This is a genomic window from Paenibacillus sp. M2 (assembly GCF_046713495.1).
Lineage (GTDB): Bacteria > Bacillota > Bacilli > Paenibacillales > Paenibacillaceae > Paenibacillus > Paenibacillus amylolyticus_B.
Genome location: NZ_CP169648.1, coordinates 841,573 through 856,855, shown reverse-complemented (window position 1 = coordinate 856,855; position 15,283 = coordinate 841,573). Strand labels below are relative to the sequence as shown.

Below are 15,283 nucleotides of genomic sequence, written 5' to 3'. Positions count from 1 at the left end.
TGTTTCATGGTTTGTACAAAAGGTGTGATCCTTTTTTATATTCTTATCACATTAATCTGAAATGAATCTTAATTATTTGGAATAATGGTAAATTCAAGTCAAGATTTTACACTGCGTTTACAATTCGACATCAAAATACAGAACCGACACGATTCTACTTTTTACGCTAAGGACAAATATAATGCCTTTTCGACGACAAATGGATACATGTTTCATTGTTTTCTTTCATTACATCCTTTTATTGCTGCACAGCGAGCTTCACATGACTGGAAAATTCCGGTTGATTGGGAACAATGCTGATAAAGGTTTTACCCGGCACAAGAGCAACTTCACTGCCACCCTGAACAAACCGTATAATATCTCCCTGCTTCTTCACCCACTGCCCACGAATCATCTTGCCCTTCTGAAACAACATGGCTTCCCCGCCCTGTTCCAAATTAACGGACAACCGACCTACACTATCGAGGACCTTGTGATCTGCACCTGCCACAATGATGTTCGCTGCACCAAGTTGAGTTTCATTATCCATATCCTGATCTGCCTTGCCATTCACCATTCTCATATATCGTCCGCTAACTTCATCATAATCATACGTCACCCGGTAACTATCCAATAAATAATGGATATCGAATTGCTTCACTGCCTCTCCTGCGGATGTCGCGCCTTCTTCATTATAGATGTATACCGGCGACTTGAAATCATGGCTGTAACCCTTGATATCTGACCCTTCTCTCAGCTTATCCGCTGAAGTATACAGATTATGAGGGGCTTTACGATCTGAGGAACGCCAGAAGTAAGGTCCACCATTCGAGATTTCATCCATATGCTGTTTCTGCTGCCTTTGCAAAATGGAATACGCCTCCGGACTGCCTCCGGCATGAACAAGGACCCCATCATAACTCTCGCCGAGCTCAATTAGATATGGACGTATACTGCGAACGGGTCCAACTGTCTCCGCACCGCCTTCACTCTGGAAGATGGCTATGAAGCGGGTAATGCCTCCCTCAGCGAGAACTTCAAGAATGATATCGGCTGAACTTAGACCCGATTGGGGCCGAGCTGCGGGTGCATTATTAATCATTACGGCGAGTGGTCGACGCGTAATCGCTTCATCTACAGGTAGACCTGTCAGAGGTGCTGTATAGAGAGACGTGTTGGATTCCTCCACGTGTTCTTCTTGTACAGGTGCAGGTGTCGGTTCTGGCTGAACTGGCATCTGCAACACCTCCTGGTTTTGGCAGGCAACAAGACTTAATGAGAGAATAAACAGAGATGCAGCCGATGCTGCTTTGTTCCATTTAAAAAGCTTCAATAGAGGACCTCCTGAACGATATGGCCTGGTTCTAAGTTGTGATATATGTCTCATGTGGGCAACCATTTCACGTATTTCTTTCCATTTAATCACACCCCATCCGATTTGTCTGCGCCTAGAAGGCCTTGATACAGCTTGAAATTCACATTTGAAACAGCATATAGCCAGAAAAATATGTCCTAAATGTGAACTTCTCAAACCTTACTTAAAATTTGAACTAGATTGTGATTTTAATCACAAACAAAACAACTTTTGAACTATACAATAAAGACATCAAAGGTGATCACTTAGAAAAAACAAAAACAACACACACTAGATTCCATGAAGGAGTGGTTTATATGTTCAGCACAAACCAATGGCTTAGAGAAAACAAAGTAGCAATGTGGATTTTGACAGTACTTCGGGTGTATATCGGTTATGATTGGATGACTCACGGATGGAGCAAATTGACTGGCGGATTCGAAGCTGGCGGGTTCTTGGCCGGTGCCGTAGAAAAAGCAACAGGTGATCACCCGGCTGTCCAAGCTTGGTGGGCAACGTTCCTTGAGAAATTCGCAGTACCAAACGCAGGACTGTTCGACTTCGTTATCCCATTGGGTGAATTCCTTGTAGGTTTGGGTCTCATCCTCGGTTGCTTCACTACACTAGCAGCACTGATGGCTATGGTCATGAACTTCGCGTTCCTCTTCTCGGGAACAGTAAGCACGAATGCTCAATTGGTTGTAATGGAAATCTTCCTTGTCGTTGCTGGTGCAAATGCAGGTAAAATCGGTCTGGATCACTGGGTACTGCCTTACCTTCGCGGATTGTTCACTCGTAACAACAAAGGTAATCTTCCTAAAGACACACCAACGATTAGCCCTACTCAAAAAACAGCTTAAGCAATCATTCATAGAATTCTCGGCCCTGCTCCCAATCCCCCTGGAGAGCAGGGCTTTTTACTTTTCAAAAATCTGCCCGAATGCCTGACTGACTTGCCCATCCACAGAAAATCGTATTATGATAAAATAAAGTTGAACTTCAAAGGAGTACACGATATGCCGACCCAACGACGTCTTGAAACCGATGCAGACTTCCAGGAAGCCATGAATATGAAGTATAAGGTTCGAGTTTTTAAAGATAATCACCAGATTGACTCGGGTGGCATTATTATCCGTTTTGACAGCAATACCGTAGTTGTACAATCCAGTGTCAGTGAACTTGCTTATCATTCGCGTACAGACTGTGAATTGTTCGAGATCCGCAAATAAAGATCTATTGCACGAATAAGTCTTCGTATTGAAAAAAGGTTACTGTATCCCATCAAGGGTGTACAGGAACCTTCTTTTGTTTATATATTGTAATTGTATGCATTAATACACGTTATGTTATCCGTATGAAACTGGCTTTAAGCACCATAATCAGGCTGTTGTCTGTTCCAAGTTACACGCCGTCTCCAAACTGCCAGCAGTTCAAACTGAGCGTTCCATAAGGATAAGACTGAAATAGACGCTTCGCTGATCGGGACATATCCGCTGTACCCATGGCGTAGAACAAAGGTGCAAGGTGTTCTGTGCCATACGACGGAACTGCCGTACGTGCATGAGGGGCTTTTTTCTCATATTGAAACAGTTCTCTTGTGTTCCACTGCTGCAAGCGCTCCCCGATCCAGTTATCAAACTCCACCGCCCACTCTTGCGGTTCATCCGTATTGCCCAGCAATCGTAAATTGTGAACCGTTCCACCACTGCCAATGATCAGCACATCATCATGACGCAGCTGTTCCAGCATTCGGCCAATATCATACTGTTCCTGCGGCGTACGCAGCGAGTCTACAGATACAGCGATCACAGGGATATTAGCCTCGGGATACATATGGAGCAACGGTACCCATACGCCATGATCCAGCCCTCGGCCACGAATCGGCTGATGTGCCAGGTTGCTGCGGGTGAACAAAGCACATATCTCGTTCGCTAAATCTGGCTGCCCAGATGCAGGGTATTCCATCGTATACATCGTAGAAGGAAATCCGTAAAAATCATGCAAGGTCTGATGTGTATCATCCATCGTCACGGACGGTTCAGGACAATCCCAATGCGCCGTAAATACGACAATGGCTTTCGGAGCCGGCAGCCTGTCTCCAAGCTGGTTCAAGAATTGAGTGTAGTCATTGCTCTCCACCGCCAGAGCGGGAGAACCATGCGCAATGAAAAGTGCGGGTAATGTCATTGCTGCCAACCTCCAGACACGGATAGAATGCTTACTCCTCTATTTTACCCTTAAGAAGGCGCTTTTCCAAGCTGACATCCCCAAACAGTTGTAATCCTGCCACTTATATCATCCAGTGCTGCCAATCCTGCTCGATCTTCTGACGTTCGCCCAGCCACTCTCTGGTACGCGTAATTAGCTGTTCCCGCTCTTTACCTGAAGAGAAGGTATGATCGCCCTGGAAGATGATCTCCTTATCACAGCGGCCCTCTTGGCGCATCCAGAATACCTTTTGATACAGGAATGCGTAGTCTACAGGAATAATCTCATCTGACGTGCCATGCACGACGAGTACATCTCCGCTAAACTTAACTGCTTCCTGGAATGGCTGTTGTTCAGCAAGAGACTCGAAGAACGTTGGTGTGAATTTGTATCCCAGATAATCAGCCGCACCCAGTTTCACGCCTTCATCGTATACTTCCCGTCCCGTAATTTTCACGATATCATTGAATGGATAACCCACGGAGGACCACATCACCAGGTTTTTGACACGTTTGTCACGTACAGCCGTTAGTAATGCAACGGCACCACCCAGACTATGACCAATCAGCGTAACACGCGTAGGATCCACATCACTGCAATTCACCGCGTAATCCAGCACCGAACGAGTCTGCAGCACCATGGACTCCAGTCCCTCCGCTCCGTACTCCCCACTGCTCTCTCCGCAACCGATATAATCGAAACGCAGGACCAGATAACCGTCTTCAGCCAGTTCCCGTGCAGTCTTTACAAACAAACGGTCCACGCCGATCCGGCTACCAACGAAGCCGTGGCAGATGACCGTCAGAGGGACTCGCTGCTGACTCTTCTCCTCCTTGATATCTTTCACGACCGGATAATGAATCGTGGCTGTTAATTCTTCCTGTCCATGACGGATACTGATCTGACGTTCCATACCGATTTCCCCTTTCCACGCTTAGCCTGTTAACTTCCATTTATTAAATATATATAATCCGATAAGTTTAGTGTGTATTAAGATGTTATTCATATATTATCATCCCGTAACCTGCAAGTCAACGTAAGTAAAAACCTTTCTACGTCGACCACCAATCTACATTTTATCGGATAATAAGCACAAAAAAATGAGCCACGCTGATGACAGCTGGCCCGGATATCATTTGAAATTAAAACCAAGTGTTGCAGGATCGTTATTCGTAGCTTCTACGGAACATCTCGTAGGTCTCCACCCGTCCATTCCACTCATGCTCATGACCCGAATCACTATTGTCCCAGAAACTTCTTCCCTTCAAATTGCCATCTGTCAGTTCTTCTGCATACTCCGTATCCTCCAGGTTCTCTTCAAAGGATACAACTTCGTCCACGACTCCACGGGAGTTGCTGTTCAGTAGCAGCTTTCGCGTCAATTCTGTTTGTTTATCCATAACAAGCACACTCCAATCTTGGATTTCTGTTGGAAATGCTACTATTGTGATGGAATCGGCTGCTCTTTATGCATACTTCACACAATCGTTAGATCTGTGAGGCATGAGGGTATTTTTTCACATGAACAGGGGAAAATAAACGAAAAAACATAGGCAGCATATGCCTCGGAATCCTTCTGCCGAAAGGAATGAATTCATGGAACATCTACTGGAATGGATTCAACATCACGGTAAACTGGTGCTGTTATGTACCTGTGTTATACTGGCCTGTGTATGGATATGGGCCAATCATGAGCAGCTTTTTTATAAGGAATGACTTTGCGAAACGAGAGCCCTTCCCGTATACTAAAATACCGTCAGGGTCTTCTGACAATTGGAAGATCAGAACGTGTGTAGACAGGGGGAGCAATCATTGGGGATTTCCTATAAGAAGCTTAAAGAAATACAGAATCGACAAATAACCGAGATGAGTCGAATGACACCTGAACATGTGAAACTGTATGACGAGATCAGCACCATTGCGCGTCATGCGCCAGCGGACGAGAGAACACAGGAAGAGTGGATACTCTCCGCAGGAAAATCAATCGTACAGGCTCAGCGGGATAATAAACCCGCTCGCGAGTTATACGGACCTGATCTGGAACAAGACATCCATGCACAGCTCGGGATTACAAATACAGCACTGGAGAAGACGGCTGCCGTTGAGGTGGGTAAATCCAGCTCAACCCGCGGTAATAGTCCAACAGCTTCATCGAAAAAGAATGCCAACGCTGTAGAACCACAGCCAACTGAGAATCCAGAGCCTGTGAAACGGACACCAATGTGGTATGCCATGATCGCTTGGGCGGCTTTGTCTTTTGTCATGTTGATTCAAGGATGTGTGGGATTGTTCGTGGGTTGGACTGGCGGAGATATGGAGCCGTTCCAACACATCAGTCTGTTCTCTCTGATCGTTGCGGCAGTTGGCGGTATTGCATTGGTGGAGATGCTTCGCCGTCTTGCTGAGCGGCCAGACGATGAAGGAGCGGACAGAAATAAGGTACCTAAAGTCAATATTCGGGGGATCGTCATCTACATCGTGGTCGTGGTACTCGTGCTGTTTGTCGGGTACCCCCTACGTGATAAACTTCCGGTATTTGCACTAGCTCCATGGTTGAGTGCGGTGATTGGCATTGTGGGGCTTGCCACGTTAAGGCCTTTATTCGGTCAGAAGAAAACAGCATAACACGTTATATAATTGATTAAGGGGCTTCACGAATTCGTGAGGTCTTTTTCCATTTGGAGCTGATTGCGATGTTTGATTCCTTTACCCGGTGTCTCTCCAAACTCCCGCTTGAACATCCGGATAAAATAGTTCACTTCCATCCCTACGGTCTCTGCCGCCTCTCGCACACTTGCTCGTGGATGCTTGTCCATCCATTCTGATGCCTTCTGCAAACGTAATCGTTGCATATATTGATGCCCTGTCACGCCATAATGATGATGAAATAATCGGTTTAGGTGCTGTACCGAATAACCCACTGCGTCAGCGATGTGCTTCAATAACAGGTCATCCTGGTAGTGTGTATTCATCAATGCTACTGCTCGGACGAGTGCATCCTTGCTCGGATCGGGCTCCCGATTAGAGTGTTTTACAGTGCCATCCTGTGTCCTAGATGATCCAATACATACGCTAGTAACATCAGATGGAATTTTCGATTGTGCTATATCTAAAATAAGCTGGTAGATGAGAGCTGATGTGTTCCACATCTCCGTTGCTCCTTGATCCAACGCGTGCCAAAGATTGGTCATGCGTGACCAGATGATTTCAAAACGGGAGATATGGCACGGCTCGTTCTGAAGCAAACCCGCGGATTGTAGTACCGATCCAGCCGATGTACCGCCAATACCGATATAACCCAGTTCCCCTTTGGATTTGGAACGAGGTACATACTCATGCGCAACCTCGGGTTCCACGATGAATAACTGCCCTGCTCCCATCGTCCATGTCCCTTTCCCCGGAAGCCTAAACTGCCCTTCACCACCGCGTGACAAAAACAACTGATACACCGGAAATCCATCCGGTCTATGCAGAACCTTCTCTTCCTGCGTGCCCACACAATACAGGTACAGCGGCAACCGGGAATCCGGCAGGCCCGTCAAACGAAACGCAAGCATTCCATCATTCCTTTCGGCTCATAGGCTCCTTCATAAGGTGAACTAAAGATATTTACACTGGCCACTCCGTTTCGTGTAAATGTTTAGCTCGATCTATATAGATAACTTTCCTTTATTATCCATTATTTGTTTCCGATGTAACAATGGTCTTAGGAACCTTTTTGACGACAAGATTTTCAAAAAGCGAGTTTGAAATTCACGCCAGACGATTGTCGTTCATACATAATGAAAACACCCTTTCCGGATGGAAAGGGTGTTCGAGTTTGTTTCGGTGTAAATTTTTACATTCAGCCCTGTGGAGGTGTTTGCCCCTCACTTGAGGCTGGCGGATTGGTAGAAGGCGTCGGTTCCTGTGTTGGTGTTGACTGAGCTTTTTCAAGCTTGAATGTATTCGATGGGCCTGAAAGTGTATGTTTATTCGTCGTTGTATTTGCAGCAACTGAAAGAATATACACCTTGTACTCGCTTCCTTCCACCAGATTGACCCCAGTTGAATCTATAGCTGTTTTCGTTAAAGTAACTTCAACGGCTGCAGGATTTCCAATTTGGTAGCTAGTGCTAGAGCTTGCTGTAGTAACATCCAAGCTATCTGTTCCTTTAACAATAAAGAGTCGGTATGCAGAAATGCCAGTTTCAGAAGATGGTTTAGTAAAGGTAAGCTTATAACTTGCCTCAGTCACAGTACTTGTATTTTGAAGACCTGTTATAGTGGCAGTTTGAACCGCAGCTGCTTGTGCAAAGATATTAAACTCATCGGAAGCAGAAGACAGATTGGAAGCACGTGACGTACTGTCCGAAACGGACAAGACGAACACTCTATATTTCTGTCCAGGAACCAGGACACTACCATTAATATCTCGATGTCCACCATTTAGTACTACCGGACTGCTTGCATTGTTTTTGTTGATTTCAATAAAAGAATTAATTCCAAGAGCAGAACTTGTATTGAATCCACTCACTTGGCTAGCAGGCACAATCAAGATACGATAATTGGAGATATTCGTCTCGTTAGTTGCCTTATTGAAGGTTATTGTTACATCCGAAGGCGTTCCAGACTGCCCTTGATCTTTGACGTTTACTTTCACATTGCTTGCGGCTGCTACAGCAGCATTCGAAGTCAATGTAATTGTTCCTGAGGCTGACGATAATGCATTAGTCAGAGAAGCATTGTTATTGACAGCCATAACGTAAACTCGATAGCCTACATCGTTACGAATCGAGTCACCATCTGCTGTTCTCGAACCATTAGATAAAGTAATCGTCTGGTTACTTCCAGTTCTACTTACATACGTATAATTGGAGCTATTCACCGTATTGGCTGCGTTCAGATTGAAGCTGCCTGCATTCGCATTTTTCACCACAAACACCCGATAATGATTTACATTTGTCTCATCTGCGGATTTATTGAACGTCACACGCAAATCACGGCCATCTCCGTTATCACCAATATCCGTTGCACCCACATTGCTCGGAGCTGTTATAGCCGCATTCTGTGTCAGCGTAATTTGGGAAGAGTAACCAGACAACGCATTCTGACTGGAGTTTCCGTTGTTATTCACCGACAGCACGAATACCCGATAAGCAACGTTATTGGTAATGGTATAACCATTGGTATCTACCGCATAGTTCGGAAGCGTAACGGACAGGTTACCACCCGTTTTGTTCACCTGTGTATAGTTGTTCGACGCATTAGCTGCGCTCAGCGTGAAGGTGCCCACATTAGCGGAACGCACTACATAGACTCGGTAGGCAGAGATTCTGGATTCATCCGCAGCTTTGTTGAAAGAAACCCGCAGATCACGGCCATCACCATAGTCACCAATATCCGCAACAGCAAGGTTGCTAATGACTCCAGCGTTACCGGTCGTTGTAAGTCTCAGCACAGTGGAGGATGCTGACAGCGCATTGGTGTATCCATTTTGCTGATTGCCCACCGCCATCACAAAGATGCGATAATCTTGCAGATTCGTTACATTATAACCACTTGTGTCCTTCATGGATGAAGGCAAAGTCGTTGTAATGTTGTTACCTGTTTTATTCACCGTATAGTACAGACTGGAGGACAGATTGCTTGCCGTTGTCAGATTAAAGCTGCTGGCAACCGAGTTGCGCACCACAAATACGCGATAATTCGCCACCTTGGACTCATCCGATGAACGGTTAAAGCTCACCTGAATATCACGACCATCTCCATAATCCGAGTTATCCTTCACCTGCGTAATTACTGGAGACGTTGCTGTGTTCACGGACAGTGTAAGTGAAGATGATGCTGCGGATAGCTTGCTGTCTGTTGTTGTATTAGTGCTTACCGACAAGATGTAAACCACATACGCTGTGCCGCTTTTAATCAATTCGCCGGAGGTATCCCGTGTCGAAGAGGTCAGCTGGCTTTTCACTGCGGTACTGTTTCCTTTGTATATGATCGTGGAGTTTGCACTGGACACTTTGTTCGCTGCAGCCAGATTGAACGCAGAAGAGTCCTTCGCTTTAACAACAAATGCACGATAATACGTAATGTTCGATGTCGTGCTCGGCTGCGTGAAGTTAATCTCCAGATCGCGGCCATCGCCATAGTCACCAATATCTGCGGCACGCAGACTTGTAACCGCTTGTACTGTGGATTTCACATTATTGAGCTTCAAAGCCTGGGAAGACCAGTTCAATGCATTTTTATAATTATTGCTGCTGTTACCAACAGTCAGTACATACAGGCGATACGTTTCATTGCTATTGAGCAAATCCCCGTTCACGTCACGCGTCTGTGCATTAAGTGTCAGTTTCGGGTTGCTGCCATTCGGTGTTACAGATGTATAGTTTGCAGAAGGTACGGCAGATGCTGCCGATTCTGTAAAGCTATTCACATCGCGAGTTTTCACCAGCATAATCCGGTAAGCAGATACCGCCTTCTCCGAAGTTGGACGTGTGAAGCTCACGGTCAGGTCCCGACCATCCCCGTTACTTCCAGATACCGATCCATAGATGTTCCATGCAGCATATTGTGTCTCATCTACTGGAGGTGTTGCCGTTGTCTTGATATCTACACGTTGATTACGTGAGTTCCAGAACACTTTCTCTCCAAAAGCTTCACTGACAAAACGAATTGGAACCATCGTGTTGCCCTTAATCGTGTTCGCAGGTACATCCAGCGATATCGCTTCCCCGTTGATGTATGCCGTTTTGGAACCAAGTGTCAATTTAACTTCCTGATCATCGCGAGTTGCAACAATCGTTTTGGTTCTGTTCGTGTACTGTACCTTCGCATCCAATCCTTCAAAAATCGACCGAAGCGGAACGAGTACCCGTCCACCTTTCATGACAGGTGCCTGAGCAGATGATAACTCTGCGTCATTTATATATATACTGATTCTCGCGGCTGCATCCATAACCGACGTTGGAAGTGCGGACATCAGCATGGCCGATACAGCCAGCGCTGACATTACCTTCTTCACTTGTTTTCCTCCCGCTTTCCTCATATCCCATATCCCCATTCTCACAATTAGTTAACATCGAAGTAGATTCGCTGTTCTTTTCATTAATTCCTGTATTTACCTGTGCACATCTAAGACGTTCAGATCAGCTCAAAAGTTTCCAGTTGTACAAAAAATATTTTCTCAGAAAACTTCCTCTATCTTCCACCCTCCAAAAGTTAAAAATAACAGAAGAATTTGTCACCATTCCGCAACCACATCCTGCACCAATTGGGTTAATGTATAGTGACTAGTGAACAACACCTATCATTTTCTCAACTACGGGAGGTTCATATCTATGACATCATCGTTCCAATCTGCCAAACGTAAAGGCATGCGCACCTTCATTACCGCCACCGCCATCCTCATGCTGCTCCAAACGGCTGTCGCTCCCTTATCCGGAGTCGCTGCTGCCGCTTCTTCCAGTACAGAACCCAAAGTCACGACTGCCAGTTCAACAACGATATATAAAACATTTCAGTCCATGCTCTACAAAAAGAACGGCTTGCCTGCCGCGGATATTTATCTCGAATCTCATATCAATCAAGTCACGACTCATCATGCATCCCTGATGGTCTTACAGCTGGAGAATGCCCGCAACAAGGCGTTAACAGCCATGACGGACCGTCTACTGGTGCCTAATGTTCAAGACAAGATGATCAAAGCCTACAAGTGGAATGATAGCTTCACCCAACTGATGAGCCGCACCAACGACGCCAGTCTGCGTGCACTGCTCCAGCAAGCACGGGATAGCGGTTATCGTCTGGTTATGCTGGAAGGTTCCCTCTATCCGATCATGAATTATATGGCTTTTCAGAAATATATCTCGTACGTGAAACCAGACATCAAACAATACATTAATATCATGGCAGTTGAAACCAGCAACCTTGCCGCCGATGATGGTGCACTGGTCATTGGCTATCAGGAGATACTCAATCGCGCTATGAATCAGGAACGATTCCTGAACGAATATCCGAAGTCCAATCGATTACAACAGGTGAAAAATCTGATGAATAACTATACCTTGTATACGTTTTATGGCCTGAATAATACGCCTTTATTTGACTATGAAACGAACAAAATGACAGCCAATGCCCAGAAAGGTTACAAAGCTGTCTTACAACGTAACTCATCCGAAGACAGTGCCTTCCTGACCAAACTCGAAAAGTTCATGGACATCGTAACCGAAGCCAAATTCGAGAAAACGGCTACTGTCGAGAAATGGCTGGAGCAGAATGTGCCGGTAAGCGACTATGCAAACTATTGAGTTAATCCGCTCCCACGGTTAACATCCGGTTCAAATTCAGGCTAAATCCCAACAGATACCACAACAAAAACCGCCACAGGATTCGCTCCTGTGGCGGTTTCTTCTTGCTTCAATTGTGAAACTGACTTAACCCGTCAGCGCTCTGTACTATTGAATCGGTTTGACCATATGATTATACTCATGTCCCCCGATGACAATTACATCGTCTTTGACATACCCCTGCCGTTCATAGAGCATTAGCGCACGGCCGTTGTCCCGTTCTACAATCAGGGATACCTGCGAGTGACCCAGCTCTCTTCCCTGCTGCTCAAAAGCAGCCATCAGGGCCCGGCCGATACCCTGCCCCTGATAAGCTTCACTTACCGAGAGAGTATCCAGATAATACTCACCCGGACGGGTTTCTTTAACCAAAGCATACTTCTCATCCCGGCTTCGTCCAGGTCGATTCAGAATCGGCTGGTCCAGACGATCCGCTTCACCGCCATCATAGGCCACCAGAATCCCCGCGACCAGCCCATCCTGCTCCATCACCGTTACGTGACGATAGCTAATCCGGTTGTCTTCCTGTACATAAAACGCCTGCAAAATCTGCATCGCCTTCTCATGGTCCGCCTCACCCGCAAGCGCGTATGCAATGTCTCCTATCGCCTGATACAGTAATGGAATGACCTGATCTGCATCTTCTATGCGCGCAGGTCTGATCAGAGGAGAGGCCTCGTGGTGATCTGCTTTCATATTTGTTTCACCTCCGATGGCATGCCTGTCTTGAAATAATTCATCAGATTAACATGTTGAACAGATTCAAGTTTTTGTTCAGCTCGGTATAGGCGATACCTTTGCGGTTCATACGCTCAATGAGCGGTTGGTAATCTTCCTTGTACATCAGCTCAATGCCCACCAAGGCAGGGCCATTTTCCTTATCATGCTTTTTCGTATATTCAAACCGGGTGATATCATCATTCTTCCCTAGAACTTCCTCCAGGAATTCACGTAAAGCTCCTGCACGCTGCGGGAAATTAACCATGAAATAATATTTCAGACCTTCATAGATCAGGGAACGTTCCTTGATCTCCTGCATCCGGTCGATATCGTTGTTCCCGCCACTAATGACGCAGACCACCGTCTTGCCCACGATTTGCTCACGATATTGCTCAAGCGCCGCAACAGCCAAGGAACCGGCAGGCTCGACAACAATCGCATTTTCATTATATAGTTCCAGAATAGTTGTGCAGGCTTTGCCTTCCGGCACTTTCACAATGTCATCAAGTATACTATTGCAGATATCAAAGGTGAGATCGCCAACCCGTTTCACCGCTGCGCCATCCACGAATTTATCAATATCATCCAACGTCACAACCTGTTTGCGGAACATCGCCTCACTCATGGAAGCTGCCCCAAGTGGCTCAACTCCAATGATGCGTGTCTCTGGACTCACGGTCTTCATGTAGGTTCCCACGCCGGCTGCCAGCCCTCCGCCACCAATCGTCACGAATACATAGTCGGCATTCTCATCGAGACTTTCCATGATTTCCATCGCTACCGTACCATTACCTGCAATAATCTTGGGTTGATCAAAAGGGTGGATGAACGTCATGCCCTGTTCGTCACATGCACGCATTGCTTCTGCGTATGCATCGTCATACGTATCTCCGATCAGCACCACTTCAACGTTATTGCCGCCAAAGCGTCTCACTTGCTTCACCTTCTGGTTCGGCGTTGTACTCGGCATGAAGATTTTGCCGTTAATTCCGAGCGCATTACAGCTAAAAGCAACACCCTGAGCGTGATTGCCCGCACTTGCACAGACAATACCCTTCTCCATCTCGGCTGGTGTCAGACTGCGAATCATATTATAGGCGCCTCGAATTTTGAACGAACGCACCACTTGAAGGTCTTCCCTTTTCAGATAGACATTACAGTTATATTTGGCCGACAATACAGCATCCCGCTGTAACGGCGTTCTAACAATGACCTCACGCAACACATGATGTGCGCGTACGATATCTTCCATGCCAACACTGGCACGACCGGGACTTGTGGTTCCCGTTGGTTCTTGTTCAACTGGTTTCATGTTGTCTCCACACTCCGCTTTTATGGTCTATATAAGTTGAACAACGTTTATTTACACTGAAACTACGATGACAGAACAACCTTCCAATCGCTGTTATCCCCAGATTTTTTTGATTCCCTTTTCCAAGAGAAAAATCCGGTGATAAAGGCGAACGCCCCGCTTTTTCAGGTTCTTTCTGTCCTCTTCGTTATCGTGTAAATGACTAATTCAACTTATCTAGCAATGTCGCGCACTGCTTTTCTTTGTATTGTATCACTTTTGTTCTTTTCTTGCGCCTGAGCTCTCATCATTTATCATTCGTACAATTTCATCAATAATGACCTGAGGGTCTGTATACATAACCATATGTCCCGATTGATCCGCCCCAATCCATCTCGCATTGGACAGCTGGCTCACCGTCTGGCGATGCGCCGTGATAAGGGCGGGTCTGATTTTCCCCTCTCCCTTGCCCGGGTTCGTACCCGAGATCACGCTAACTTCCAGATCACCCAGAGCCGGAGGATGTTTCAGCAGCGCTGCCATGTCATCCAGAAACGTTTTGCCTTCCGCAAGCATCGTGCTAGCTGCCCGTACAGTGAAATCTTCCTTGAGATGATCCGCTGCCACATCGTCAGGCTGAACACTTCCAGCTTTGCTGCCAAGTTTCTTATATAAGCCAGTCCGCGCCATGATTGGAATAATGAAACCATTGATAGCAAAGCTCTTTTTAGTAAGCTTGGAAAAATACATTTCGCAATGCTCGTCTGATGGATCTACCAGGATAATGCCTCGTAATCTATTGCGATTTGCAGCTGCCGCAGCCCGTACAATCGGACCTCCCCAGCTATGTCCAACCAGAATGAATGGGCCCGGGCCCAGAGCTGTCAGCAGTTCCCCAAGGTCCCCTGCAATGCGTTCAAGGCTGCGGGGAGCCGAGTCGACATCACTTCGTCCCGCCCCTGCCCTGTCATACACAACAGCACGTGCATGCTCAGCAATAGCTGGTGCAACCAGTCCCCAGTTCGATCTGGAGGCGCCCATACCTGATTCAAACACTACCGTCAATTCTCCTGTTCCCCTGTACATATAATGTAGTTTGCGACCATCGCGGGTCTGAACAAACGCACTTGAACCAAATGTATGTGAGCTAGGGTTAGGATTCATATTCCCCTCCTGATTACGTGCATAGTCATCTATCACCGAATCTAATTGAAAATGATTATCAATTACTTCATTATAGAATAATCCATCCTTTACGACAACCATGTTGCTTCAGCAAAGTTACAGCCGTCCTGTCGTTTCTATCACTTTCTGTTACGTTGCATGGATTATCCGCCTATCCCACCGTTCCTTTCTCCCTCTTTTTCTTTATGCAAAAAGAAAACCCGATCCACAATCGGA

The 15,283-nt window shown here is 46.2% G+C and carries 13 protein-coding genes; 4 read left to right on the top strand and 9 right to left on the bottom strand.

Going from position 1 to position 15,283, the window contains the following annotated elements; translation table 11 throughout:
• Nucleotides 1-238 precede the first annotated feature (238 nt).
• The gene (locus tag ACETMN_RS04060; RefSeq protein WP_091019779.1) at nucleotides 239-1,312 is read right to left on the bottom strand and encodes a DUF3048 domain-containing protein; all 1,074 of its coding nucleotides are present in this window, start codon (nucleotides 1,310-1,312) and stop codon (nucleotides 239-241) included.
• A 338-nt stretch (nucleotides 1,313-1,650) separates the two neighbouring features.
• Here ACETMN_RS04060 and ACETMN_RS04055 point away from each other — a divergent pair, with 338 nt between their 5' ends.
• Together ACETMN_RS04055 and ACETMN_RS04050 are read left to right on the top strand one after the other, a co-directional pair.
• Nucleotides 1,651-2,193 carry a DoxX family protein gene (locus ACETMN_RS04055; protein WP_091019780.1) on the top strand — a complete coding sequence of 181 codons (543 nt, stop codon included), beginning with the start codon at nucleotides 1,651-1,653 and terminating at the stop codon, nucleotides 2,191-2,193.
• A 156-nt stretch (nucleotides 2,194-2,349) separates the two neighbouring features.
• Nucleotides 2,350-2,562 (top strand): hypothetical protein, encoded by a 213-nt coding sequence (locus ACETMN_RS04050; protein ID WP_017690673.1) that lies wholly within the window; start codon nucleotides 2,350-2,352, stop codon nucleotides 2,560-2,562.
• Between the two features lie 172 nt (nucleotides 2,563-2,734).
• Here ACETMN_RS04050 and ACETMN_RS04045 read toward each other — a convergent pair whose 3' ends face one another.
• The 3 genes from ACETMN_RS04045 to ACETMN_RS04035 all read right to left on the bottom strand — a co-directional run bounded on the left by ACETMN_RS04045 (nucleotide 2,735) and on the right by ACETMN_RS04035 (nucleotide 4,941).
• On the bottom strand, nucleotides 2,735-3,520 hold the full coding sequence (locus ACETMN_RS04045; RefSeq protein ID WP_091019782.1) for a DODA-type extradiol aromatic ring-opening family dioxygenase: 786 nt from the start codon (nucleotides 3,518-3,520) through the stop codon (nucleotides 2,735-2,737).
• Nucleotides 3,521-3,623: 103 nt separating this feature from the next.
• The gene (locus ACETMN_RS04040; protein WP_411735800.1) at nucleotides 3,624-4,454 is read right to left on the bottom strand and encodes an alpha/beta hydrolase; all 831 of its coding nucleotides are present in this window, start codon (nucleotides 4,452-4,454) and stop codon (nucleotides 3,624-3,626) included.
• A gap of 253 nt (nucleotides 4,455-4,707) precedes the next feature.
• Nucleotides 4,708-4,941 carry a hypothetical protein gene (locus ACETMN_RS04035; RefSeq protein WP_411735799.1) on the bottom strand — a complete coding sequence of 78 codons (234 nt, stop codon included), beginning with the start codon at nucleotides 4,939-4,941 and terminating at the stop codon, nucleotides 4,708-4,710.
• Between the two features lie 412 nt (nucleotides 4,942-5,353).
• Between ACETMN_RS04035 and ACETMN_RS04030 the strand changes: the two genes are divergently transcribed.
• The gene (locus ACETMN_RS04030; RefSeq protein ID WP_411735798.1) at nucleotides 5,354-6,166 is read left to right on the top strand and encodes a hypothetical protein; all 813 of its coding nucleotides are present in this window, start codon (nucleotides 5,354-5,356) and stop codon (nucleotides 6,164-6,166) included.
• A gap of 26 nt (nucleotides 6,167-6,192) precedes the next feature.
• On the opposite strand, the gene ACETMN_RS04025 is transcribed toward ACETMN_RS04030, so the two are convergent.
• A complete protein-coding gene (locus tag ACETMN_RS04025) occupies nucleotides 6,193-7,098 on the bottom strand; it encodes an AraC family transcriptional regulator (protein ID WP_411735797.1) in 906 nt (301 codons plus the stop codon).
• Nucleotides 7,099-7,385: 287 nt separating this feature from the next.
• The gene (locus ACETMN_RS04020; RefSeq protein ID WP_411735796.1) at nucleotides 7,386-10,547 is read right to left on the bottom strand and encodes a stalk domain-containing protein; all 3,162 of its coding nucleotides are present in this window, start codon (nucleotides 10,545-10,547) and stop codon (nucleotides 7,386-7,388) included.
• Nucleotides 10,548-10,863: 316 nt separating this feature from the next.
• On the opposite strand from ACETMN_RS04020, the gene ACETMN_RS04015 reads away from it, so the two are divergent.
• Entirely contained in the window at nucleotides 10,864-11,832 is a 969-nt protein-coding gene (locus ACETMN_RS04015; RefSeq protein ID WP_091019791.1) for a hypothetical protein, read from the top strand.
• A gap of 147 nt (nucleotides 11,833-11,979) precedes the next feature.
• On the opposite strand, the gene ACETMN_RS04010 is transcribed toward ACETMN_RS04015, so the two are convergent.
• The 3 genes from ACETMN_RS04010 to ACETMN_RS04000 all read right to left on the bottom strand — a co-directional run bounded on the left by ACETMN_RS04010 (nucleotide 11,980) and on the right by ACETMN_RS04000 (nucleotide 15,148).
• A complete protein-coding gene (locus tag ACETMN_RS04010; RefSeq protein WP_091019793.1) occupies nucleotides 11,980-12,567 on the bottom strand; it encodes a GNAT family N-acetyltransferase in 588 nt (195 codons plus the stop codon).
• Between the two features lie 43 nt (nucleotides 12,568-12,610).
• Nucleotides 12,611-13,903, bottom strand: coding sequence for a threonine ammonia-lyase IlvA (ilvA, locus tag ACETMN_RS04005; RefSeq protein WP_091019795.1), 1,293 nt, complete (start codon nucleotides 13,901-13,903; stop codon nucleotides 12,611-12,613).
• A 252-nt stretch (nucleotides 13,904-14,155) separates the two neighbouring features.
• Nucleotides 14,156-15,148 (bottom strand): alpha/beta fold hydrolase, encoded by a 993-nt coding sequence (locus ACETMN_RS04000; protein ID WP_411735795.1) that lies wholly within the window; start codon nucleotides 15,146-15,148, stop codon nucleotides 14,156-14,158.
• Between the last annotated feature and the right edge of the window lie 135 nt (nucleotides 15,149-15,283).

Bases quoted from the DNA above. Each gene is read 5' to 3' on its own strand.
- ACETMN_RS04000 (WP_411735795.1), bottom strand. From the start codon at position 15,148: ATGGTTGTCGTAAAGGATGGATTATTCTATAATGAAGTAATTGATAAT.
- ACETMN_RS04050 (WP_017690673.1), top strand. From the start codon at position 2,350: ATGCCGACCCAACGACGTCTTGAAACCGATGCAGACTTCCAGGAAGCC.
- ACETMN_RS04040 (WP_411735800.1), bottom strand. From the start codon at position 4,454: ATGGAACGTCAGATCAGTATCCGTCATGGACAGGAAGAATTAACAGCC.
- ilvA (WP_091019795.1), bottom strand. From the start codon at position 13,903: ATGAAACCAGTTGAACAAGAACCAACGGGAACCACAAGTCCCGGTCGT.
- ACETMN_RS04015 (WP_091019791.1), top strand. From the start codon at position 10,864: ATGACATCATCGTTCCAATCTGCCAAACGTAAAGGCATGCGCACCTTC.
- ACETMN_RS04035 (WP_411735799.1), bottom strand. From the start codon at position 4,941: ATGGATAAACAAACAGAATTGACGCGAAAGCTGCTACTGAACAGCAAC.
- ACETMN_RS04025 (WP_411735797.1), bottom strand. From the start codon at position 7,098: ATGCTTGCGTTTCGTTTGACGGGCCTGCCGGATTCCCGGTTGCCGCTG.
- ACETMN_RS04055 (WP_091019780.1), top strand. From the start codon at position 1,651: ATGTTCAGCACAAACCAATGGCTTAGAGAAAACAAAGTAGCAATGTGG.
- ACETMN_RS04045 (WP_091019782.1), bottom strand. From the start codon at position 3,520: ATGACATTACCCGCACTTTTCATTGCGCATGGTTCTCCCGCTCTGGCG.
- ACETMN_RS04010 (WP_091019793.1), bottom strand. From the start codon at position 12,567: ATGAAAGCAGATCACCACGAGGCCTCTCCTCTGATCAGACCTGCGCGC.